At 71.0% G+C, this 21,579-nt stretch carries 17 protein-coding genes and 1 pseudogene; 13 read left to right on the top strand and 5 right to left on the bottom strand.

The window, feature by feature from the left end; genetic code table 11:
• Window positions 1-148: 148 nt before the first annotated feature.
• Entirely contained in the window at window positions 149-1,768 is a 1,620-nt protein-coding gene (locus ACZZ9K_RS00090) for an ORC-CDC6 family AAA ATPase (protein WP_463443027.1), read from the bottom strand.
• A gap of 65 nt (window positions 1,769-1,833) precedes the next feature.
• Window positions 1,834-5,316, bottom strand: a complete 3,483-nt coding sequence (locus tag ACZZ9K_RS00085) for a proline dehydrogenase family protein (RefSeq protein WP_463443026.1) — start codon at window positions 5,314-5,316, stop codon at window positions 1,834-1,836.
• Between the two features lie 105 nt (window positions 5,317-5,421).
• Here ACZZ9K_RS00085 and ACZZ9K_RS00080 point away from each other — a divergent pair, with 105 nt between their 5' ends.
• From ACZZ9K_RS00080 to ACZZ9K_RS00060, 5 genes are all read left to right on the top strand, one after another.
• Window positions 5,422-6,324, top strand: coding sequence for a LysR substrate-binding domain-containing protein (locus ACZZ9K_RS00080; protein WP_111123921.1), 903 nt, complete (start codon window positions 5,422-5,424; stop codon window positions 6,322-6,324).
• A gap of 167 nt (window positions 6,325-6,491) precedes the next feature.
• On the top strand, window positions 6,492-8,120 hold the full coding sequence (locus ACZZ9K_RS00075) for a Hint domain-containing protein (protein ID WP_463443025.1): 1,629 nt from the start codon (window positions 6,492-6,494) through the stop codon (window positions 8,118-8,120).
• A gap of 227 nt (window positions 8,121-8,347) precedes the next feature.
• Window positions 8,348-9,688 carry a hypothetical protein gene (locus ACZZ9K_RS00070; protein ID WP_463443024.1) on the top strand — a complete coding sequence of 447 codons (1,341 nt, stop codon included), beginning with the start codon at window positions 8,348-8,350 and terminating at the stop codon, window positions 9,686-9,688.
• Between the two features lie 255 nt (window positions 9,689-9,943).
• Window positions 9,944-11,521 carry a putative Ig domain-containing protein gene (locus ACZZ9K_RS00065; protein WP_463443023.1) on the top strand — a complete coding sequence of 526 codons (1,578 nt, stop codon included), beginning with the start codon at window positions 9,944-9,946 and terminating at the stop codon, window positions 11,519-11,521.
• A gap of 142 nt (window positions 11,522-11,663) precedes the next feature.
• Window positions 11,664-12,296, top strand: coding sequence for an FMN-dependent NADH-azoreductase (locus ACZZ9K_RS00060; RefSeq protein WP_463443022.1), 633 nt, complete (start codon window positions 11,664-11,666; stop codon window positions 12,294-12,296).
• A 25-nt stretch (window positions 12,297-12,321) separates the two neighbouring features.
• Here ACZZ9K_RS00060 and ACZZ9K_RS00055 read toward each other — a convergent pair whose 3' ends face one another.
• On the bottom strand, window positions 12,322-13,365 hold the full coding sequence (locus ACZZ9K_RS00055; RefSeq protein ID WP_463443021.1) for an MBL fold metallo-hydrolase: 1,044 nt from the start codon (window positions 13,363-13,365) through the stop codon (window positions 12,322-12,324).
• Between the two features lie 157 nt (window positions 13,366-13,522).
• Here ACZZ9K_RS00055 and ACZZ9K_RS00050 point away from each other — a divergent pair, with 157 nt between their 5' ends.
• From ACZZ9K_RS00050 to ACZZ9K_RS00040, 3 genes are all read left to right on the top strand, one after another.
• Entirely contained in the window at window positions 13,523-14,566 is a 1,044-nt protein-coding gene (locus tag ACZZ9K_RS00050; RefSeq protein ID WP_463443020.1) for an ATP-dependent DNA ligase, read from the top strand.
• A gap of 142 nt (window positions 14,567-14,708) precedes the next feature.
• Window positions 14,709-14,870 carry a hypothetical protein gene (locus ACZZ9K_RS00045; protein ID WP_463443019.1) on the top strand — a complete coding sequence of 54 codons (162 nt, stop codon included), beginning with the start codon at window positions 14,709-14,711 and terminating at the stop codon, window positions 14,868-14,870.
• The gene (locus tag ACZZ9K_RS00040) at window positions 14,867-15,010 is read left to right on the top strand and encodes a hypothetical protein (protein ID WP_155896788.1); all 144 of its coding nucleotides are present in this window, start codon (window positions 14,867-14,869) and stop codon (window positions 15,008-15,010) included. The genes ACZZ9K_RS00045 and ACZZ9K_RS00040 overlap by 4 nt, the downstream gene beginning before the upstream one ends.
• 58 nt (window positions 15,011-15,068) lie before the next feature.
• Here the strand turns inward: ACZZ9K_RS00040 and ligD are convergent, their stop codons facing one another.
• Window positions 15,069-16,091 carry a non-homologous end-joining DNA ligase gene (gene ligD, locus ACZZ9K_RS00035; RefSeq protein WP_463443018.1) on the bottom strand — a complete coding sequence of 341 codons (1,023 nt, stop codon included), beginning with the start codon at window positions 16,089-16,091 and terminating at the stop codon, window positions 15,069-15,071.
• 157 nt (window positions 16,092-16,248) lie between these two features.
• Here ligD and ACZZ9K_RS00030 point away from each other — a divergent pair, with 157 nt between their 5' ends.
• From ACZZ9K_RS00030 to ACZZ9K_RS00020, 3 genes are read left to right on the top strand one after another with little or no spacing between them, the layout of a single operon-like run.
• Window positions 16,249-17,085, top strand: coding sequence for a DUF429 domain-containing protein (locus tag ACZZ9K_RS00030; protein ID WP_463443017.1), 837 nt, complete (start codon window positions 16,249-16,251; stop codon window positions 17,083-17,085).
• A 9-nt stretch (window positions 17,086-17,094) separates the two neighbouring features.
• A complete protein-coding gene (locus ACZZ9K_RS00025; protein WP_138803042.1) occupies window positions 17,095-18,297 on the top strand; it encodes a glycosyltransferase in 1,203 nt (400 codons plus the stop codon).
• Window positions 18,294-18,905 carry a uracil-DNA glycosylase gene (locus ACZZ9K_RS00020; RefSeq protein ID WP_463443016.1) on the top strand — a complete coding sequence of 204 codons (612 nt, stop codon included), beginning with the start codon at window positions 18,294-18,296 and terminating at the stop codon, window positions 18,903-18,905. Before ACZZ9K_RS00025 ends, ACZZ9K_RS00020 begins: the two co-directional genes overlap by 4 nt.
• 51 nt (window positions 18,906-18,956) lie before the next feature.
• Here ACZZ9K_RS00020 and ACZZ9K_RS00015 read toward each other — a convergent pair whose 3' ends face one another.
• Window positions 18,957-19,385, bottom strand: coding sequence for a DUF6892 domain-containing protein (locus tag ACZZ9K_RS00015; RefSeq protein WP_138803040.1), 429 nt, complete (start codon window positions 19,383-19,385; stop codon window positions 18,957-18,959).
• A 97-nt stretch (window positions 19,386-19,482) separates the two neighbouring features.
• Between ACZZ9K_RS00015 and ACZZ9K_RS00010 the strand changes: the two genes are divergently transcribed.
• Window positions 19,483-20,928, top strand: coding sequence for an APC family permease (locus ACZZ9K_RS00010; RefSeq protein ID WP_138803039.1), 1,446 nt, complete (start codon window positions 19,483-19,485; stop codon window positions 20,926-20,928).
• Between the two features lie 172 nt (window positions 20,929-21,100).
• Window positions 21,101-21,579: pseudogene (locus ACZZ9K_RS00005) on the top strand (CHAP domain-containing protein); the annotation flags it as partial.

Raw genomic sequence — 21,579 nt, 5'->3', positions numbered from 1 at the left:
GGACCCGAACGCCAGCGCCGCAGTCCGGGGTCAGATCAGGTCGTCGGTCAGGTGGTTCGGCGTGCCGAATCGGCCGTAGTACGCACTCTGCCGTCGTCGCGAACAGTGATCTGCGACCGCTGCTCTTCGATGGCGCAGAGTTGCGCGCCTAGTCAGGCGCGCTCGCGTCGCCCTGGATCTTGACGAGCGCCTCAGGCAGGTTCAATACCGCACGCCGAATTGCTCTGTAGTCATCCTCGGGCACTTCCGTCTCGCCGTAAAGAGCCTCGTGCGCCGAATCGTCAGCCGCCCCTTGGTCACCGAACAAGTGCTGGGGCGCATTCGCTGTCCCGAGCAGACCGACGTAGCAACCGTAATCGATTTCAAGCACGTCAAACCTCGCACCAGGATCTGCGTTACTCGAATAACCCTTCTTGATGAGGTGCAAGATCCGGTCGTCAATGAGCTGCTGGATCAAAGGATGATCGGTGTCCTCCTGGGCAAGGAGGAAGGCCCTCGCCTTCCGTCCAGCCAGCACCTCGGTGAGGATCACCTCGAGGAGAGCCCTCGCGTCCGGCACGGCGTTCAGCTGAGAGGCCTTCGTCGTCTGATACAGCTGTGCAGCGGCGTCACGGATATGAGTTGTACTGATTTTAGAATCTCCCGCACGCAGCGCAGCTCGGCTTACGATATTGAGCGCGTCACGCGGTACCCCTTCTGCAGCCCGGATAGCCTCCTGCAACGCCGTGATCTGCGTGAAAAGCAGCTTGATCATTTGCTCGGGAGACTCGAGTTTCGGGAGATCCAATCCTTCGAGCGCCTGTGAGAGATGGCGAAAGAGCAGATTTTTGAAGAAGCTGGTCGACCGTTCCGTTTGCTCCGCCCTGCTTCGCGCAGGGAAAACAACGAATTCGTCGAGGTCAAGCAGGGGGAACAGCTCAGCCCCTACTTCCAAACCGACATAGTCTCCAGGCGCACTGCCCATAACTCGCCACTGAGTGCGATGCGGAATCGAAGCGATACGAACGGTTACCTTTGGAAGACCGAAGAACAGTCGACGGAGCATCTGCCCGAGATAAGGCTGAAGGTCGAGAGGAACACCACTCCACTCGTCGAAGATGATCCAGCAGCGATCGGCCTCGTGTTCCTTCACGACTCGCTTCAGCACGTCTCCAACCGCACCAAAATGGATGCGATGGCGAACCGCCCCTGTTACGCGGACCTTTTCACCGCTCGTACGACGGTCACTAGAGGACGCACCGGCCTTGATACCAACGCTGCTCGGCGAAACAGAGAAGCCGATATCATCGCTACCAAGCGTCTCGGTGCCACCCGTGATTTCCCTCTCTGCCTCTTCAACGACGAGAACTTCGCCGAAATGATCGAGGGCCGACTCGAGCACATCAATTGGTGTATTGATACGCCCCGCGAAAGCGTCCTCGAGCAGTCGGTCGTAGATGATGCTCAAAACATCTACGACAAGTCGAGTCGCTCGTTCAGCGATGGACAGAGATGGGTCAGCGTAACGACCTTCAGTCGACCCGGTGTCCTGCTCCATGTCGATGTAGACGACGAAAGAGCCCTTCTCCCGCTGGGTCTCGGCGAGATACTTAAGCGCATGGGTCTTACCGGTGCCACGCCGGCCAAAAACAACTCCGTTATCACGAGTGGCAAGCGCGTTGACCAACGACCCAGCGTCGACGTAGGTCGCGACCACATGTTCGTCGCTTACACGCTCGGCGCGCTTCTCAACTTCCTGCAGCGCTCGCAGCACGTCAATAGTTTCCACAAACCCCCTATTTCGCGGTGTGCCCGCAGTATGGCACGCCGGTCGGTCGCGCACCAAGGCAAGCTTTAGATCAGGTGGTTCGAGAGATAGTTTGCGGTGCCGAAGCGGTGCGCCGTGATCGACACCGCCTGCTCGCGGACGAACGGCAGGATCTCGAGCCGCCCGGCCTCGGTCACCGGGCCGCCGTACACCGCGACGTCCGGACGACCACCGACGGCCGAGTACAGCGCCGAGGTGTCACCACCGATGAGCCGCACCCGGGTCGACGGCCCCGAGGCGACCGAGCTGGCGAAGGCCTCGTCGGACACCGTCTGCGACAGCGAGCGGACGATCGGCAGCGAACGGATCGCCGCGGCGACGGACGACGGCAGCGTCGCGGCCGTGGAGACCTCGATCGTCGTGCCGGCACGGAGCGCAGCGGCGACGACGCGGACGAGCTCGACCACCGAGGCGTCGGGGTCCGTGTCCGAGCCGGCACCCGCGGCCAGCCGCACCTGCACCGCCGGGAACGGCAGGTACCGGGCGATGTTCCGCTCGGCGGAGAGCGCCGAGACGTCGGTCGCGGTGCCGAACAGGGTCGACCACGCCTGCTCGTCGGACGCCAGCGCACGGTCCAGCACCGGCGAAGCGACCTCGGCAGCCCGGACGAACGCCGAGACCGGACCCGACACGGCGACACCGGACGCAGCGACCGCCGGTGCGGGCGTCCACGAACCGAGCCCGAGCAGGTAGTTCAGCCCACCGGCCTTCGTGCCGGCGCCCACGGCCGACTTCTTCCACCCGCCGAACGGCTGACGGCGGACGATGGCGCCCGTGATTCCGCGGTTGACGTAGAGGTTGCCCGCCTGGATCCGCGACAGCCACGTGCCGATCTCACCCGGGTCGAGCGAGTGCAGGCCCGAGGTCAGGCCGTAGTCGACCTCGTTCACGATGTCGATCGCCTCGTCGAGGGAGTCGGCGGTCATCATGCCGAGGATCGGGCCGAAGTACTCGGTGCGGTGGAACTCCGAACCACGGCGCACGCCCTGTCGGACACCCGGGCTCCAGAGCTTGCCGGTCTCGTCGAGCTGCTTCGGCTCGACGGCCCAGGACTCCCCCGCGCCGAGCTTCGTCAGGCCGTCGAGCAGCTTGCCCGAGGCCGGCTCGATGACCGGGCCCATCTGCGTCGCGGCGTCGGTCGGGTACCCCACGGTGAGCGAGGACACCGCGTCGAGCAGCTGGTTGCGGAAGCGCTTCGACCCGGCGACCGAGCCGACCATGACGACGAGGGACGCGGCCGAGCACTTCTGGCCGGCGTGCCCGAACGCGGACGCGACGACGTCCTTGACGGCGAGGTCGAGGTCGGACGACGGCGTGACGATCACGGCGTTCTTGCCCGAGGTCTCGGCGAGCAGCGGCAGGTCGGGGCGGAACGAGCGGAACAGCTCGGCCGTCTCGTAGGCACCGGTGAGGATGACCTGGTCGACCGTCGGCGACGCGATCAGCTGCTGCCCGAGGTCGTTCTCCGACACCTGCAGGAACGCGAGCACGTCGGCCGGGGCCCCGTGGGCGTCGAGCGCGGTCTCGATGATCGAGGCGAGCACGGCCCCGGAGCGCTCGGCGGGCGGCGCGGGCTTCAGCACGACCGCAGACCCGGCCGCCAGCGCAGCGAGGGTGGATCCGGCGGGGATCGCGACCGGGAAGTTCCAGGGCGGCGCGACGAGGGTCAGCGCCGCGGGCGTGAATGTCGCACCGTCGACGTCGTCGAGCGAGGACGCCATGGTGCCGTAGAAGTGCGCGAAGTCGATCGCCTCGGACACCTCGGGGTCGGCCTGGTCGATGGTCTTGCCGGTCTCGGACGCCATGACCTCGACGAGGGCGGCGCGGTTCGCCTCGAGTGCGTCGCCGACGGCGTGCAGCACGGCGCCACGTGCACCACCGGACCAGGTCCCCCAGACCGCACCCGCGGCCTTGGCGCGACCGAGCGCGGTGTCGAGCGCCGTGGCGGAGTCGACCCGGGCCTCCTGGACGGCACGGACGCCGAGCGTCGACGAGGCGACCCGTGCGGTGATGGCGTCGCCCCAGGCGCGGACGGCGCCGACGGAGGGGTCGCTGTCCGGGGTGTTCTCGAAGTGACCGGGGCCGGGGCGGCCGACGGCGGCGTAGCGGTCGGCGACCCGGTGTGATGCCGGTGCTGCGAGCCCCTCGGGCGTCGCGAGCGGCACCAGGGAGGCGCGGAAGCGCTCCTCTTCGCGGGCGAACAGCGGCGGCGAGGACACCAGCGAGAAGACCGCGGACATGAAGTTGTCCTGCGACGCGCCCTCCTCCAGACGACGGATCAGGTACGCGATCGCGACGTCGAACTCGCCCGGGTGGACGACCGGCGTGTAGAGCAGGAGCGAACCGACGGTGTTCTTCACGGCCGACGCCTGGCCCTGCGCCATGCCGAGCAGCATCTCGAACTCGATGCCCTCCCGCACGCCGCGTTCGCCGGCGAGCAGCCAGGCGTGCGCGACGTCGAACAGGTTGTGGCCCGCGACACCGACGCGGACGTTCTCGACGCGCGATGGGGTGAGCGCCCAGTCGAGCACGCGCTTGTAGTTGGTGTCCGAGTCCTGCTTGGTGTGCCAGGTGGCGAGCGGCCAGCCGTGCACCGAGGCCTCGACCTGCTCCATCGGCAGGTTCGCGCCCTTGACGAGACGGACCTTGATGCCGGCACCACCGCGGGCACGGCGGGCGGCGGACCACTCCTGCAGCTCCTGCATCGCGGCGAGCGCGTCGGGCAGGTACGCCTGCAGCACGATGCCGGCTTCGAGGCCGAGGAACTCGGGCTCGTCGAGGAGCTTCGTGAAGACCGCGATGGTGAGGTCGAGGTCCTTGTACTCCTCCATGTCGAGGTTGATGAACTTGGCCGGGCTGGCGGCTGCGGCGCGCTGGAAGAGCGGTCGGAGCTGTTCGACGATGTCGTCCACCGCGTGGTCGAACGCCCACGGCGAGTGCGGGTGCACCGTCGAGGACACCTTGATGGAGACGTAGTCGACGTCGTTGCGGGCCAGGAGCTTGTGCGTGCCCTCGAGACGGCGGGCGGCTTCGCGCTCGCCCAGCACGGCCTCGCCGAGCAGGTTGACGTTGAGGCGGACGCCGTCGCGCTTGATGCCGGCGATGGCCGGGCCGAGCTTGGAGTCGGTGGCGTCGACGATGAGGTGGCCGACCATGTTGCGGAGGACGCGTCGGGCGATGGGGACCACGACGTTCGGCAGCACCGGGGCCATGCCGCCGCCGAGCCGGACGAGTCCGCGGAGCGCGGCGGGCAGGAACCCGGGGGCGTCCGGGGCGATCTGGCGGAGCTTGCGGGCGGCGACGGCGAGGTCCTCCGGGCGCACGACCCCGTCGACGAACCCGACGGCGAAGTCGAGTCCGGCGGGGTCGGCGAGCACGCCGGCGAGCTGCTTCGCGGAGCCGTCGACCGGGTACGACTCGGCCTCGGCCAGCCACTGTCGGACGAGCGCGACGGACTGGTCCGCCAGGGCGTCGTGGTCGATGGCGGAGTCCTCGTGCAGCGTCGTCATGGGTTCAGTGTGGAGGTCCGGGATGCGGTAGCGGAAGTGAGCGTTCCTGATGGATACCGTTCAGTTGCGCTACCGTTCCGGTCGTGACCCGGCTAGCGTCGGACCATGCTCGACGTCCGCCGTCTCGTGCTCCTCCGTGAGCTGTCCATCCGCGGCACGATCGCGGCCGTCGCCGAGGCGGTGAACTTCACCCCGTCGGCGGTCTCGCAGCAGCTGAGTGCGCTGGAGCGGGAGGCCGGCGTGCAGCTCCTCCGCAAGGCCGGGCGGCGGCTCCAGCTCACCCCGCAGGCCGAGGTGCTGGTTGCCGCGGCGGGCCAGGTGCTCGACGTCCTCGAGCACGCGCAGTCCCAGGTCGAGGAGACCCTGTCGTCCGTGCAGGGTCGCGTGCGGGTCGCCGTGTTCCAGTCGGCGGCCCTGGCCCTGATGCCGAGCGCCCTGCACGAGATGGCCACGGAACACCCCGACGTCCGGGTCGAGATGGTGCAGCGCGAACCGGAGACCGCGCTGAACGAGACGTGGGCTCGCGACTTCGACATGGTCATCGCCGAGCAGTACCCGGCCCATGCCGCTCCGCACCTGCCCGGGCTCGACCGGTCCGACCTGACGACCGACGCGGTCCGGCTCGCCCTGCCCCCGCGCGACACGGCGCTGCGCCCGGTGTCGTCGCTCGAGGACGCCCGCACCATGCCCTGGGTGATGGAGCCCCGCGGGACCGCGTCGCGGCACTTCGCCGAGCAGGTCTGCCGGCGCTGGGGTTTCGAGCCCGACGTCCGGTACGAGACCGCCGACCTGCAGACGCAGATCCGCCTGGTCGAGTCGGGCAACGCCGTCAGCCTGATGCCCGACCTGATGTGGACCGGTCGGACGACGACCTGCCGGTTGCTCGAGCTGCCCGAGCGCCCCCGTCGGACGATCTTCACGGTGGTCCGCGCCGCTGGCGCGTCGTCGCCAGCCGTGCGCGCACTCCGCGCCGCGCTCGAACGTGCTGCGTCCGTCGTCGGAGCGTGACACGGCGGTCTGGAGGCGCGGCTCGGCTCCGGCACGACGGCTGCGGAGCTCCGTCGCCATCGTGATCATTCCGTGATCGAGCGATCGTCAGGACTGGTCAGCGGGCGACATTCCCTGAGTAGAGGACGCTGATCCGGCGTCCCACCCAGGCATCCGAGGGGGATCCCGTGAACCAGTCCTGCAAGTACACCTTCCGCCGCAGCGCGGCGATCGGAGCGGCGATCGCGATCGTCACCGCTTCGTCGGCGTTCGGCATCGGGGCGAGCGCCGCCTCCGCAGCGACCGACGAGACCGCTGCACCGAGCACCACCGCGACGTCGGCTCCGCAGGACGCGACCACCGCGAACGCCGCGACCGACACCACGGCGGCCGACACCGACACCGGCACCGACACCGCTCCCGACACGGCGCAGGCCGCACCGGACGGCGAGACCGCCGACCCGGCACCGGCGCCTGCACCGGCACCGGCACCGGCACCGGCACCGGCACCGACCGACGAGACGGCGACGCCGGACACCACCCCGGCCGCGACCACACCGCCCGCCGCGGGCACCGCGACGACGACCCCCGCCGCCGCAGACCAGCCCGCCCCCGAGGCATCGACGCCCGTCACCTGGGCGGAGCCGTCGAGCAAGGACGCGCCGATCGTCCTCACCGCGACCGCCGGCCAGCCGTTCTCGCACACGTTCACCGCCCAGGGCGGCGACGGCCCACTGGAGTACCTGTTCAACCCGCTGAACTTCGACCCGACCAACGACATCAACGGCTGGTCCTGGAACGAGCAGACCGGTGTCCTGAGCGCCACCCCGAAGAGCACGTTCGACGGCCCCGCACTGTTCCAGGTCACCGCGACCGACCTGCACCAGACCGCCGTGCAGTACGTCCAGGTCGACATCGAGCCCGGCGCCCCGGTGGGCGTCACGTTCAGCGTCGACAGCTCGGACTCCGACGTCAGCTGGCAGGTCGACGCCGACGGGACGATCCGGGAGTACGCGCCGGGTGGCACCGGTGACACCGTGGTGTCGGAGGTCCCCGCCACGGTCGGCTCCTCGATGACCCTCGCGGGTCTGGCCGTCGACGCGCTGGGCAACCGCACCACCCCGGGCGACGAGTACCCGCGCTCGACCGTCACGAGCACCACCGCGTCCGACGGCGTGGTCTGGGACCCGAACTGGTCGGCGAACACGGTGACGTTCTCGGAGCCGGGCACCCGCACACTGACGGTGTCCGAGGGCGGCGTCTCGACCTCGTTCACGGTCCGCGTCTCCGAGGCCCCCGCTGCCGTCGCCGGCATCACCATCGGGGTGCTCCCCGCGGACGGGACGTCCGGCGACCGGTGGGGCGTCGAGGGCAACGTGATCACCTACTACCCGGCGGACGGCGACCCGCAGCAGGTCGACGCGATCCCGGCCCGACAGGGTGACCGGGTGCAGATCCGCGCCCTGGCCGTGGACGCCGACGGGCAGCCGGTCGGTGACCACACCGACCTCACCTTCACGAGCGACGTGGCGAGCGACCGCATCGAGTACGACCCCGAGGCTGTGGCCACGTGGGTGACCTTCGAGCACGCGTCGCCGCACACGGTCACCGTCGCGTCCGGGGACGTGACGAGCACCATCCGCTTCGAGGTGCAGCCGACGGCGACGACCACGGTCACGACCACCCACAGGCCGGCCGCGTCGGGCACCCTCGCGTACACCGGTGCCGACGAGTCCGGCCCGCTCGCGTGGGCCCTCGGCCTCCTGGCATCGGGCGCCGGCCTGCTCGTCTGGCGCCTGCGTCGCCGACTCGGCTGAGGCACGTCACAGCGACCGCCTGACGGACCGGAGGCGCGGGGCAGGACCGCCCCGCGCCTCCGGTCCGTCTTTGCGCGATTCTGTGAAAAACCCCAGATGAGAGCCGGTAGTACCGAGATGAAACCGTGACCTCCGGCAGGGGTCGGAACGGGTCCGCGAACCGTAACGTCAGCACCGAGGAGCGCGCGGGCACCGCGTGCTCACCACCAGACTCCCGAGGGGGAACCATGCACCAGTCCACCAAGCCGCCCGTCCGCCGCGCGGCGACGATCGGCATCGTCGTCGCGGCGACCGCCATCGGCGCGGTCGTCGGCGTCGGCGCGCCCGCGACGGCGGCGACGTCGACGGGGACGACGACACCGACGAGCACCACGGCGACCTTCACGGCCGCCGAGACACCGAGCGCCGGCCCGACGCCCGGCGCCGGCCCCGCCGCGAAGGCCACGGACAGCGCCACCCCGGCGGCAGCACCCGGTGACGGCAGCGACCTCGCGTTCACCGAGCCGTCGACCCAGGCCGCCCCGATCGCCCTCACCGCGACGGTCGGCACGCCGTTCAGCCACACGTTCACCACCACGGGCGGCAACGGCACCGTCGGGTACGCCATCCAGGACGCCCCGTCGGCGGACTACACGGTGAACGTCGAGACCGGCGTGCTGAGCGGCACGCCGACGACCGCCGGCACGTTCGACTTCGAGGTCGTGGCCCTCAGCGGCTCGACACAGGTGACCGAGTACGTCCGCCTGACCGTCTCGCCGTCGCCGGTCGTCTTCACCGAGCCGTCGACGAAGGCGAAGCCGCTCGCCCTCACCGCCACCGCCGGCGCGACGTTCACGCACACGTTCCGCACCACGGGCGGGACGGGGTCGCTGGCGTACGCGATCCAGGACGCACCCTCGTCCGACCTGACCGTCAACGTCGAGACCGGGGTACTCACCAGCACGGTGACCACCGCTGGCACGTACGACTTCGAGGTCGTCGCCCTCCGTGGCACCGCGACCGCCACGGAGTACGTGCGCCTGACCGTCCTGCCGGCCGCACCCATCGGGGTCCGCGCGATCGTCGACACCGGCACACCCGGCGCAACGGTCTGGTCGGTCGCACCCGGTGGCGTCATCAGCACGTTCTCCGGCGGGGGCGAGCCCCTCGGCACCGTCGCGTCCATCCCCGTCCAGCAGGGCGGCTCGCTGGTGGTGTCCGGCCTCGCCGTCGACCGGTTCGGCAACCCGACCGCGCCGGCTTCCGCGAGCACCGGGTTCGGCGCGACGGTGACGAGCTCGGTCGCGTCGGACGAGGTCGTCACCGATCCCCGGGGCGACGCCTCGAAGGTGACGTTCCCGCACGCCTCGGACCACCGTCTCACCATCACCCAGGGTGGCGCCTCGACCACGTTCGTCGTCGCCGTCCGTCCCGTCGCCACGGCCGCGGTCGCGACCACGACGAGCGGCACCGGCGGCACACTCGCCTACACCGGCGCCGACGAGACCACGCCGTTGGCGTGGGCCCTGGGGCTGCTCGCCGCCGGCGGCGGGCTGCTGGTGCTCCGCCTGCGCCGCCGTCGCGCCTGAGACGCGACCGACGAGCGCACGGGAGGCCCGGTGCCAGCTGGCACCGGGCCTCCCGTGCGTCCTTCCGCACGCACGCAGGCGAGCCGCGCCTGCGGGGGTCAGGCGGTTTCCCGCACGCACCCCCAACCCGGGTCACATTCCGATCAATGAGCCCGGATCGGCAACGTCATCCCGCTACGATCCGAGAACGCCGACATTCTCGGCAAATTCACATGATCCGGGCACTGCGCCCGGACCGACCCCTGGGGGGAACCCGTGCACCGCAGCACCTCCACCGTCCGTCGCGCCTGCGCCGTCGGCACCACCGTGGCACTCGTCGGTCTGACCACCGGCCTCGGCATCATGACCGCGACGGCCGCCAACGCCGAGACGATCGTCACGCCGCAGCCGATCGCGGCCGTCGAGACGCCGACCCCGGCCGACGGCATCGAGACGCCCGCGCCGACGGAACCGTCCGCCGAGACGCCCGAGACCCCGGTTCCGGTCCCTGGTGACGAGGAGACCCCGGCGGCACCCGCCCCCGAAGCCACCGACGAGCCCGCCGCGCCGGAGACCACCGCGCCGACCGCCACCGAGGCGCCGAAGCCGACCGCGACCCCGAAGCCCGACGTCACCGCGAAGGCCGCCGACGCCACCGTCACCATCGCGGGCTCGGCCAAGGTCGGCACCCGACTCGTCGCCGTCGTCACCGGTTTCGACGACGAGGCCGGCTACAAGTACTCCTGGACCGACCAGGACGGCAACGTCCTGTCGAAGGCCGCGAGCTACGTCGTCGACCCGACCGACGTGCGCAAGACCATCACGGTCGCCGTGACGGGCACGCTGCCCGGCGCGACCGAGGCGAACACCGTCACGTCCGCGGCCACCGTGCCCGTGACGCAGAGCCCGGCGTTCCTCGGTGCGGACGGCGAGCCGACCACGGCCGGTGCCAGCCGGAAGAGCCCCCTCGTGCTGACCAGCACCGCCGGCGACTCCTTCTCGCACACCTTCCGTGCGCAGGGCTTCCCGGAGCCGACCTACAGCCTCTCCTGGTTCAGCCAGGACGACGCCGACTTCGCCGACGAGTACCCCGGGGAGTCGGACCCCGAGGAACAGCTCCCCTACGAGCTCTCGTTCGACGCGTCCACCGGTGAACTCAGCGGTACCGCCACCCTCGCGATGGACTCGGAGTTCGCCGTCACCGCGACCAGCGGCACCGAGTCGGTCACGCAGTACGTCTCGATGACCGTCGAGGCCGCTGCCCCGGTCGGCGTCATGGTCTACACGACCGACCGCGCCGGACTGTTCGACGAGAGCGACGACGACGACACCGAGCGGACCAGCTGGATCATCGAGCCCGACGGCAGCGTCTACACGCTCGGTGAGGAGGACTTCACCGTCGGCGGTCGCCCGACCGTCAAGCAGGGCGGCACGCTCGTCATCCAGGGTGGCGCCGTCGACCGGTTCGGCAACCCCATCGGTGGCTTCGACGACGAGACCCCGGAGATGCCCGTCGTGACCTCGGACGTCGCCAGCGACGTGATCGCCCCCGACCCCGACCTCGGTGACCTCGGCCTGGTCGACGTCACGTTCCCGCACGCGTCGATCCACAACCTGACCGTCGCCTCCGGCGCGTTCAGCACGTCGTTCGCCGTGGACGTCCGCCCCACGGTGGCCCCCGCCGTCGCTCCCGTCCCGGTCGCCGCGCCGGGAGCGCCGGTCAACACCGGTGGGACCCTCGCCTACACCGGCTCGGACACCACCGACGCACTGCCGTGGGCCCTGGGCCTGCTCGTCGCCGGTGCCGGCCTCATCGGCGCCCGCTTCGCGCGTCGTCGTCGCGCCCAGCGCTGACACCCTGAGTCGTCTCCCGTCCGTCGCGTGCCCGCGCGTCGGACGGGAGGCCCGTGACGGCCCCGCCTGTTCCTCCACCGGAACAGGCGGGGCCGTTCCCGCATCCGCGCCCGGCCGGGTCCGCGCCGGTAGCGTTGGCGACATGCCCACGCTGCTGCACATCGACTCCTCGGCCGACCTGTCCCACTCCCGCTCGCGCGCACTGACCGCGGCCTTCGCCGACGCCTGGCGCGCCCGTGGCCCGGAGTACACGGTCGTCCGGCGGGACCTGCACGTCGACCAGCTCCCCCACCTGGAGAGCTCGGCGCTGCACTGGGCCGCCGCCGACCGCACCGCCGAGGAGACCGTCGCGCCCGAGGCCGAGGCCCTGCGCCAGGAGGTCATCGACGAGCTCCTGGCGGCCGACGTCGTCGTGGTGGGTGCGCCGCTGTACAACTACACCGTGCCGTCGACCCTGAAGGCCTGGATCGACCGCATCCACGTGCCCGGCATCCTGACCGGTGGCGTGCAGCCCCTGGCCGGACGACCCGTCGTCACCGTGGTGAGCCGCGGCGCGACCTACGACGCCGGCACCCCGACCGAGGGCTGGGACCACGGCTCCCCCGTCCTGCACATCGTGCTCGGCACCGCGCTCGGCATGAAGCTGTACCCGATCACCGTCAGCGCGACCCTGGCCGACCGGCTGCCGGACCTCGCCCCGCTGGCCGACCACGCCGCCGCGGAGCTCGCCGACGCGAAGACGACGATCGTGCGCCTCGCCACCACGCTCGGCTGAGCCGCGCCGCCGCGGACGCCTGAGGTCAGGCGGGCCGGATCTCGCCTGCCCGCCCGAGCAGCTCCGCGTGGAAGGCCGTCTGCGTCAGCGCGCTCGCGAGCAGGAACCCGGTCATCGACTCGATCCCGCCGCTGAAGGGCACCCGGGCCGCGACCTCGAACAGCGTCGGACGGTCCAGCGCATCGAGGGCCGCGGCGACGTGACGTGAGCGCTCCTCCCGGTGCCGGGCCAGGGTCTCGGCACGGGTGACGACGTCGCGGAACCGGTACTCGTGCCCCGGACAGACCTCGAGCTCGGCGTACGGGTCGAGCCGCGCGAGCGAAGCCAGGTAGTCCCCGAGCGGGTTCGTGCCGGTCCGGCCGCCGAGCCCGATGCCGGAGTTGATCCGCGGCAGCACGTGGTCGCCGGAGAACAGCAGCCCGTCGGCCTCGTCGAGGAAGCACACGTGCCCGGTCGTGTGGCCCGGGGTCCAGAGCGTCCGGATCGTCCGACCGGGGATCGGCAGCAGGTCACCGTCCTCGAGCAGCACGTCCGCGTACGGCGCCTCGATCCGGCCCATCCCGATGCGACGTCCGCTGCCCCACGCCTCGACGACGCCGGCCCGCAGGTGTTCGGGCAGCCCCCACGTCGCGATGTCCGCGTCGTTCCGCTCGGCGTCGGCGCGTTCCCGTTCGAGCGCACGGACCTCGAGGCCGTGCATCGCCACGCGGGCACCCGTCGCCCGGCGGAGGGCCGCCGCGGCACCCAGGTGGTCGGCGTGCAGGTGTGTGACGGCCACGAGCGACACGTCGTCCAGGGTGCGTCCGATCACGGCGAGCCCGTCCCGCAGCTCGGGGAGTCCGCCGTCGGCCGACCACCCGGGGTCGATCACCGCGAGCGAGCCGTCCGACCCCTCGACGACGTACACGAGGGTCGCATCGGGCACCCCGAACCGGAACGGCACCGCGAGGGTCCAGATGCCCGGCCGGATCTGCTCGACGGGTGGCAGGACGCCGTCGCGGAGCGCGGCGGCCTGCACGGGGCTGATCGGTTCCGGGGCCGGCGCTGCCGGCGGGGGCACGGTCGTCACGCCGGCCACCCTACCGACGCGGGCCGACCTGCCCGGGGTGATCCGGGCCTCCCGGCCGCGCACCGTGAGCAGAAGATGTCGGGTCGTCCAGCCGGACCCGACCGTTCCTGCTCACGAAGTCCGCAGCCCCGCCCACGCGCGCGAGTAGACAGGACCCATGGAGATCGCACCGATGCTCGCCAAGGCCGTCGCCACCGTCCCCGACCCGGACAGCACGAAGGGCGGGCTGCGGTACGAGCCGAAGTGGGACGGCTTCCGCGGCATCGTGACCATCGACGGTGACGACGTCGAGATCGGCAGCCGCGGCGCCAAGCCGCTCACCCGGTACTTCCCCGAACTCGTCGAGGCGTTCCGCGCCCAGTTCGGCGGGCGCGACCACCCGGTCGTCCTGGACGGCGAGGTGATCCTGCGCTCCGGCGAGCCCGGTGCCGAGCGCCTCGACTGGGAGGCGCTGTCGCAGCGCATCCACCCGGCGGCCTCGCGGATCACCAAGCTCAGCGTCGAGACCCCGGCGCAGTTCGTGGCCTTCGACCTGCTGGCCGTCGACGGGCAGGAGCTCCTCGACCTGCCCTTCGACGAGCGTCGCGAGCGCCTGGAACAGCTCGGCGACGCCATGACCGACCCGCTCTTCGTCACGCGCACCACGCTCGACGTCGAGCAGGCGCGCGAGTGGCTCACCACCTTCGAGGGCGCCGGGCTCGACGGCGTCGTCGCGAAGCCCCGAGCTCGGCCGTACGAACCGAACAAGCGCTCGATGCTCAAGATCAAGCACCACCGCACCGCCGACGTCGTCGCCATCGGCTACCGCGTGCACAAGAGCGGCTCCGGAGTCGGGTCGCTGCTGGTCGGCCTGTACGACGCGGACGGCGAGCTCCGCCAGGTCGGCGGCGTCTCCGCCTTCTCCGACAAGCGGCGGGCCGCGTTGATCGAGGAGCTCGAGCCCGTCGTGCTCCGCGATGCGGACGGGAGGCCCGTCACCGGTGACGGGGAACGGTCGCGGTTCTCGTCGGGTCGCGACACGTCGTTCGTCCGGCTTGCGCCGGAGCTGGTGCTCGAGGTCCGGTACGACCAGATGGAGGGCGACCGGTTCCGGCACACCGTGCAGTTCGAGCGGTGGCGGCCCGACCGTGACGCGACGTCGTGCGGGTTCGAGCAGCTCGAGGTGCCGAGTGCGTACGACCTGAACGACGTGCTGTCCTGACGCGGAACGCACTGCGGTGTCCGTTTGTCGCTGTTCTGTCACGTTCCGCGAAAAGTAGTTAGCCGAACTAGCGAAGCCGTGCCAGGATGATCTCAGCAGCACGAGGCGTCCAGTCCGGATGCCCTGATCGGAGCGGATCGACATGAGCACCAGCACGCTTGTCCGCCAACCTCGGCGGAGCCCCTTCACAGAAGTCCGAGAGGCACGGCGCCAGCGCGTCCTGCAGCTCAGCGCGGTCATCAGCGCCATCGCCGGCGTGACCGCCACGGCGCTCGCACTCGTCACGGTCGGACTCGGCTCGTGATCGTCGACGGCATCACCGACGTGCACCGCGGCACCTGGTCGCGGCTCACCCGCCTGCACACCGCCAGCATCGGGCTGCCGACGCACACCACGCGCGTCGAGGACCCGGACCGTCAGCGGGACGTCTCCTCCGCAGCCTGAGGCTCGGTTCGGTTCGACCCGGCTGGGCCCGGTTGCTCGGCCACCCGGCCGCTCGGCCTCAGTTCGGCTTCTTCGCCCGCGAGGGCTGCACGCGCGGTGGCTCCCCGGGCATCTTCGGGAAGTCCGGCGGGAACGGCAGCTCACCCTCACCGTTCGCCAGGTCCCGCTCCCACCATTCGAGCAGCGGTGCGATGCTGCCCGGTTGCTCCCCCATCGACTCCCACGGGTCGCCGGTGGTGCGCAGCCGCTCGGGAACCGTCCGGATCGTGAAGGTGGTCGGGTCGGCGGTCCGCAGTTCCTCCCACGTGATCGGCGTCGACACCGAGGCGTGTGCCAGGGCCCGCGGGCTGTAGGCACCGGCCATCGTGCGGTCGCGGTTCGCCTGGTTGAAGTCGACGAAGATCCGCTGCCCCCGCTCCTCCTTCCACCACGCCGTCGTGACCCGGTCGGGCATCCGTCGTTCGAGTTCGCGCGCCGCGGCGATCACCGCGTGCCGCACGTCGAGGAACTCGTGCTCGGGGCGGATCGGTGCGAACACGTGCAGGCCGCGGTTGCCGCTCGTCTTGATCCAGGTCGCCAGGCCGACCTCGTCGAGGACCTTCCGCAGCTCCTCGGCCACCGGCACCGTGTCGCCGAAGTCCGTGCCGGGCTGCGGGTCGAGGTCGATGCGGAGCTGGTCCGGGTGGTCGCTGTCCTCGGCACGAGAGGCCCACGGGTGGAACACCACCGTGTTCATCTGCGCGGCCCACACCGCCACGGCCGGCTCGTCGATCACGAGCTGCGGGTGCGACCGGGCACTCGGGTAGGTGACCGTCACGGAGCGGACGTAGTCGGGCGCACCCTTCGGCGGGTTCTTCGAGAAGAACTGCTCGCCGTCGACACCGCCCGGGAACCGCTGCAGTGAGATCGGCCGGTCGCCGTTCGCCCGGACGAAGGCGTCGCCCACCGTCACGAGGTACTCCGCCAGGTCGAGCTTCGTGATGCCCGCCTCGGGCCAGAGCACCCGCGAGGGGCTGCTGATCCGGACCTCGCGGTCACCGTCGGGCCCGGGCACCCGCACCGTCGTCGCTTCGCTCGCCATGCAGCGGACCGTACACGCGTGCCGGCTGCCCGCCCGCAGCCGGGTGTGCGCCGCCGAGCTCTCGCAAGACACCGGTGTTCCCCTGTCGAACACGCGCACACCGGTGTTCAGCGCGCGAACACCGGTGTCTTGCGGGCAGGGTCGGCAGGATGGGCGGGTGAACGCGTACCTCGGCATCGACCTGGCGTGGGGGCTCGGCTCCGAGCGGAAGGCCGCGAACGAGACCGGGCTGGTCGCGATGGACCACGACGGCACGATCACCGACGCCGCGTGGGCCCGCGGGGTCGACGCCGTCACCGACTGGATCGCCGATCACCTCGGGCCACGATCCCTGATCGCAGTGGACGCCTCGCTCGTCGTGACGAACCCCACGGGCATCCGCGAGTCCGAGCGGCAGGTCGGGCAGCGCTACGGCCGGTGGAAGGTCGCGGCGAACCCGACCAACCAGGCATCGGCGGCGAGCGCCGGCTCAGCGCTGCTCGACCGGCTGACCGCGCTGGGCGTCGGGTACGTCTCCGACACGGACTCGATGCGGGCACGCACCGGTCCGGCGATGTTCGAGTGCTACCCGTACACGACACTGGTCGGGGTGGAGGAGCTCGGCTACGACGTGGAACGACCCCGGTACAAGCGGCTCGACCTCCGGATCCCCGCCGCCGAGGCACGTGACCGTCGTGCCGAAGCATTCGACGAGCTGGTCCGGCGGCTGCGCGAGACCCCGCTCGACCCGCCGCTGCTGCTCGACTCCCACCCGTTGACGCAGCGGCTCGCCGATCCGTCGGTGCTGCACGGTCCGACGCACAAGCACCGCGAGGACCTGCTCGACGGGGCGCTGTGCGCGTGGACGGCGGCGTTCTGGGAGCGACACGGCGACGAGCGCGTGCAGATCCTGGGAGGTGATCCGGCCCTCCCCACCGACACGCCGGACGAGGCGGGCCGCCGGCCCGTCGTGGTGGCGCCCGCGCGCCCGTCGCAGCGGAGGCCGCGCGGCTAGGGTTGAGCGGTGAGCGCGACGATCGAACCCCTGCACATCGGGCTGGTGTCGCTGCACACCTCCCCCGGAGACGAACCCGGTTCAGGCGAGGTCGGCGGCATGAACGTCGTCGTCCGGCACCAGGCCGAGGCGCTGGCCGACCGGGGCCACCACGTGGACATCATCACGCGCCGGTCCGCTCCGACGCAGCCGGACTCGGTGTCGCTCGTACCGGGCGTCTGCCTGCGGTTCCTGTCCGCGGGGCCGGCCGAGCCGGTGCCGAAGGGTGAGCACGACGCGTTCATCGAACCGTTCCGTCTCGAGCTCCAGCAGCTCGGGCCGTTCGACGTCCTGCACTCGCACCACTGGTTCTCCGGTGCCGCCGCGCTGCCCGTCGCCCGCGAGCGCGGCATCCCCCACGTGCAGTCGTTCCACTCCATCGCCGCCGACCCGGCCACGCCGCTGTCCGAGGGAGAACGCCCCGAGTCCGCGGGCCGCATCGCCGGCGAGGAACTGCTGGCTCGCGAGTCGGACGCCGTCGTCGTGGTGTCCGAGGCCGAGGCGTCGACCGTGCGCACCCGGCTCGGCGGCGACGACGCCCGCATCTGGATCGTGCCGCCGGGGGTCGACGGGTCCGTCTTCCGGCCCGCCGCGGTCGGTGCGCGCCGCGCCGCCACCCCCTACGTGGTCGCGGCGGCGCGCGTGCAACCGCTCAAGGGCCTGGACCTGGCGATCGAGGCGATCGCCGACATCAGCCTGGAGGCCCGCCCCACCCTGGTCATCGCGGGCGACGTCTCGAGTGAGGCGGGTGACTACGTGGACGAACTGCGTCGGCTCGCCGACGCGCGGGGCATCGCCGACCACGTCACCTTCATCGGGCCGCAGTCGCGTGCCGACCTGGCGTTCCTGTTCCGTGGCGCGGCAGCCGTGCTCGTGCCGTCCCACTCCGAGACCTACGGGCTCGTCGCGCTCGAGGGCTCCGCTTCCGGGGTGCCGGTCGTGGCCGCGGCTGCCGGGGGCCTGCGTGAGGCCGTGGTCGACGGTGAGACGGGCGTCGTGCTCGAATCCCGCGACCCGCAGGCGTGGGCTGACGAGATCGAGCGCATCCTGACGGATGCGCCGTACGCAGCCGGCCTCGCCGCTGCGGGCCGGGAGCACGCGGAGCGCCTGAGCTGGGAGCGGTCGGCCGCGGGGCTCGAGGACGTCTACCGCCGGGTGCTCGGGCGATCGTGAGCGGGACGGGCGGTCAGTTCGCCGCGTTCTGGGCGGCACTCGACGCCGTGCCCGTCGAGTCGGACGCCGAGGCGCTCTACGACGTCGGATCGGCCGAGGGACGGCTGCGGCGCGCGAACCTGACGCGGTACCTGGAGCAGTCCGGGGCGGGGGCCGACACGTTGCTCGTGGCCGAGGCCCCGGGGTGGCGCGGCATGACGAACACGGGTGTGCCGTTCACGAGCATGCGCGAGCTCGGGCCCGGGTTCTCGGCGCCGCCGGAGCCGACGGCACCGTGGGAGGCCTCGTCGCGCGTCGTGCACGCTGCGCTGGAGGGCTGGCGCGGTGCGCTCCCGGTCGCGTGGGCGATCTTCCCGCACCACCCCTTCGTGGCACCGGACCGGCTGACGAACCGGACACCTCGGCCCGCCGAGGTCCGCTCGGGCGCGCCCGTCGCGCTCGCGCTGCTGGAGGCCCTCGGCGGCGCGGATCGGGTCCGGGTGGTCGCGGTCGGTCGGAAGGCGCAGGGAGCACTCGCCCTGGCCGGCATCGAGGCGATCGCAGTGCGGCACCCGGCGCAGGGCGGCGCGAAGCAGTTCACCGAGCAGCTGCGGGCGCTGGACCGCTAGCCAGCTGGTCGATCGCGCGGGCGTCCCGGTCGCATCCTGGTCGCGTCCTGCTCAGGCTGAGCGGACCTCGACGCCCTTGGCCGCGAGCCGCTCGGCGACGTGGGCAGGCAGTGGTGCGGCGGCGTACACGGTCCGGAGCTCCGGCAGGTCGAGCAGGTCGTCCCAGTTCTGCGGGTCGAAGCGGTCGTCCGAGCCGTCCCAGCCGGGGTGGACGTCCCGCAGCACCTCGAGGTCGGAGTCCACCGTGATCTCGGTGACGAGCGCCAGGTGCGACGGCAGCAGGTCGAGGTCGTCGTAGTACTCGCGCGCCCGGTCGTCCTGCCCGTCGACGTCGAGGTCCTCGTCGGTCTCGTCCTCGGCGTCCGGGTCGTAGGGGTCGAGGACGTCGAGGTCGTAGCAGAGGACGTCGAGCACCAGGAGCTTCGCGTTGAAGTCCGCGAACTCGATGGGCTCCTCGGTGGTGTTCGACTGCTGGTCCATGGCCGGAGCGTATCCGTCGCCGAGCGACCGTGTTGCGATCGCGAGAAACCTTCCTGTGGGACTGGACAGAAAGGCACCTCGCGCGCAAGGGTGACGCATGGCCACCACCAAGACGGACCGCCCACAGCAGGAGCAGCACGAGCTCCGCCGGGTCATCGGTCCCAAGCTCCTGCTGCTCTTCATCGTCGGAGACATCCTCGGCACGGGTGTCTACGCGCTCACCGGTCAGGTCGCGGCCGAGGTCGGCGGGGCAGCGTGGCTCCCCTTCCTCATCGCGTTCGCGGTCGCGCTGCTGACGGCGTTCTCGTACCTCGAACTCGTGACGAAGTACCCGCAGACCGCCGGTGCCGCCCTCTACGTGCACAAGGCGTTCGGCATCCACTTCGTCACCTTCATCGTGACGTTCATCGTGATGTGTTCCGGGATCACGTCGGCGTCGACGGCATCGCGGGCGTTCGCGGCGAACCTCGGCGCCGGGTTCGGCATCGAGCTGCCGAACGGCGTGGTGATGCTCATCGCGATGGGCTTCATGCTCGCGGTGATGTTCATCAACTTCCGCGGGGTGAGCGAGAGCGTCAAGACGAACGTCGTGCTGACGCTGGTCGAGCTGTCCGGTCTCGTCATGGTGATCCTGATCGGGTTCTGGGCGATCGCGGGCGGCAACGCGGACTTCTCGCGGGTCGTGATGTTCGAGACGCCGGAGGACAAGTCCCTGCTGATGTCGATCAGCACCGCGACGTCGCTGGCGTTCTTCGCGATGGTCGGGTTCGAGGACTCGGTCAACATGGCCGAGGAGACCAAGGACCCCTCGCGCATCTTCCCGAAGATCATGCTCACCGGCCTCGGCATCACCGCCGTGATCTACGTGCTCGTGTCGATCTGCGCCGTGGCCGTCGTGCCGATCGGTGAGCTTGCCGGCAACGAGACCCCGCTCGTCACCGTCGTGCAGACCGCCGCGCCGGACTTCCCGATCGCCGACCTGCTGCCCTTCATCTCGATGTTCGCCGTCGCCAACACCGCCCTGATCAACATGATGATGGCGTCGCGCCTGCTCTACGGCATGAGCAAGCAGGGCGTGCTGCCGGGCTTCCTGTCCCGCATCTCCCCCGCCCGTCGCACCCCGTCGACCGCGATCGTCTTCACCACGCTCATCTCACTGCTGCTGATCGGGTGGGTCTCGCTCGACCCGGACTCCCCCATCGTCGTCGTCCTCGGTGGCACCACCTCGCTGTTGCTGCTGACGGTGTTCGCCGTCGTCAACGTGACCGTGCTCGTGCTGCGCCGCGACAAGGTCGACCACAAGCACTTCCGGGCCGGCGTCGTCATCCCGGTCATCGGCATCGTCACGTGCCTGTGGCTCGTCATGCCGTTCTCGTCCGGTCGTGACCCGCAGCAGTACCAGATCGCCGGCGCGCTTCTGGCCCTGGGCGTGCTGCTCTGGGTCCTGACCTGGTTCACCCACGGACGGAAGCAGGCCGAGAAGGCCCCGACCGGACTCGTGACGGAGCCGACGAAGGTGCAGCGCCCTCCGCACGACAGCTGAGCGCGTACACGTCCTGACGGTTCTGGTGCGCGAAGCCCTGCGCTTCGTGAACCAGGACCGTCACTCGTGGAGCGTGCGATCACGGCGGGCCGCCGCACGCTTCCCAGGAGGCGCCCGTACGCTCGTGCTGCTCTTCCTGCTCCGCCCGCCCAGCCCGTCGAGAGGTCCCGTCATGCGCCGTGTCGGCATCACCGTCGCCTCGGTGTTCGGCGCCGGGATCGTGGCGGTCGGCATCGGTGTGGTCGTCCTCGTCGTGATCGCGGTCAACTCGCTCGCCGGCATCGCGAAGTCGAGCGCCGCCACCCCGACTCCCGCGTGCCCGGCCGTCGCCTCGAAGACGATCGGCGGCATGGTCGTGCCGGCCGGACCCGTCGGTGGCTTCTGCCAGGACCGCCTGGTGAACGCCGCGCACGTGATCGAAGCCGCCCAGGCGCTCGGCATCGGTCCGCACACGCAGGCCGTCGGGGTGATGACCGCGATCGGCGAGTCGAGCCTGGTGAACCTGGACCACGGCGACGCCGCGGGCCCGGACAGCCGCGGCCTGTTCCAGCAGCGCGACAACGGCGCCTGGGGCACGTACGAGCAGCGGATGGACCCGTACACGGCCGCGTCGATGTTCTACGCGAAGCTGGTGAAGGTGCCCGGCTGGAA

Source organism: Curtobacterium sp. AC268, from assembly GCF_979258745.1.
This window is presented reverse-complemented; position numbering and strand designations above follow the sequence as displayed.

Excerpts from the sequence above, each read along its gene's own strand:
- ACZZ9K_RS00060 (WP_463443022.1), top strand. The coding sequence starts at position 11,664 with ATGCCCACGCTGCTGCACATCGACTCCTCGGCCGACCTGTCCCACTCC.
- ligD (WP_463443018.1), bottom strand. The coding sequence starts at position 16,091 with ATGGCGAGCGAAGCGACGACGGTGCGGGTGCCCGGGCCCGACGGTGAC.
- ACZZ9K_RS00015 (WP_138803040.1), bottom strand. The coding sequence starts at position 19,385 with ATGGACCAGCAGTCGAACACCACCGAGGAGCCCATCGAGTTCGCGGAC.
- ACZZ9K_RS00010 (WP_138803039.1), top strand. The coding sequence starts at position 19,483 with ATGGCCACCACCAAGACGGACCGCCCACAGCAGGAGCAGCACGAGCTC.
- ACZZ9K_RS00080 (WP_111123921.1), top strand. The coding sequence starts at position 5,422 with ATGCTCGACGTCCGCCGTCTCGTGCTCCTCCGTGAGCTGTCCATCCGC.
- ACZZ9K_RS00085 (WP_463443026.1), bottom strand. The coding sequence starts at position 5,316 with ATGACGACGCTGCACGAGGACTCCGCCATCGACCACGACGCCCTGGCG.
- ACZZ9K_RS00045 (WP_463443019.1), top strand. The coding sequence starts at position 14,709 with ATGAGCACCAGCACGCTTGTCCGCCAACCTCGGCGGAGCCCCTTCACA.
- ACZZ9K_RS00070 (WP_463443024.1), top strand. The coding sequence starts at position 8,348 with ATGCACCAGTCCACCAAGCCGCCCGTCCGCCGCGCGGCGACGATCGGC.
- ACZZ9K_RS00050 (WP_463443020.1), top strand. The coding sequence starts at position 13,523 with ATGGAGATCGCACCGATGCTCGCCAAGGCCGTCGCCACCGTCCCCGAC.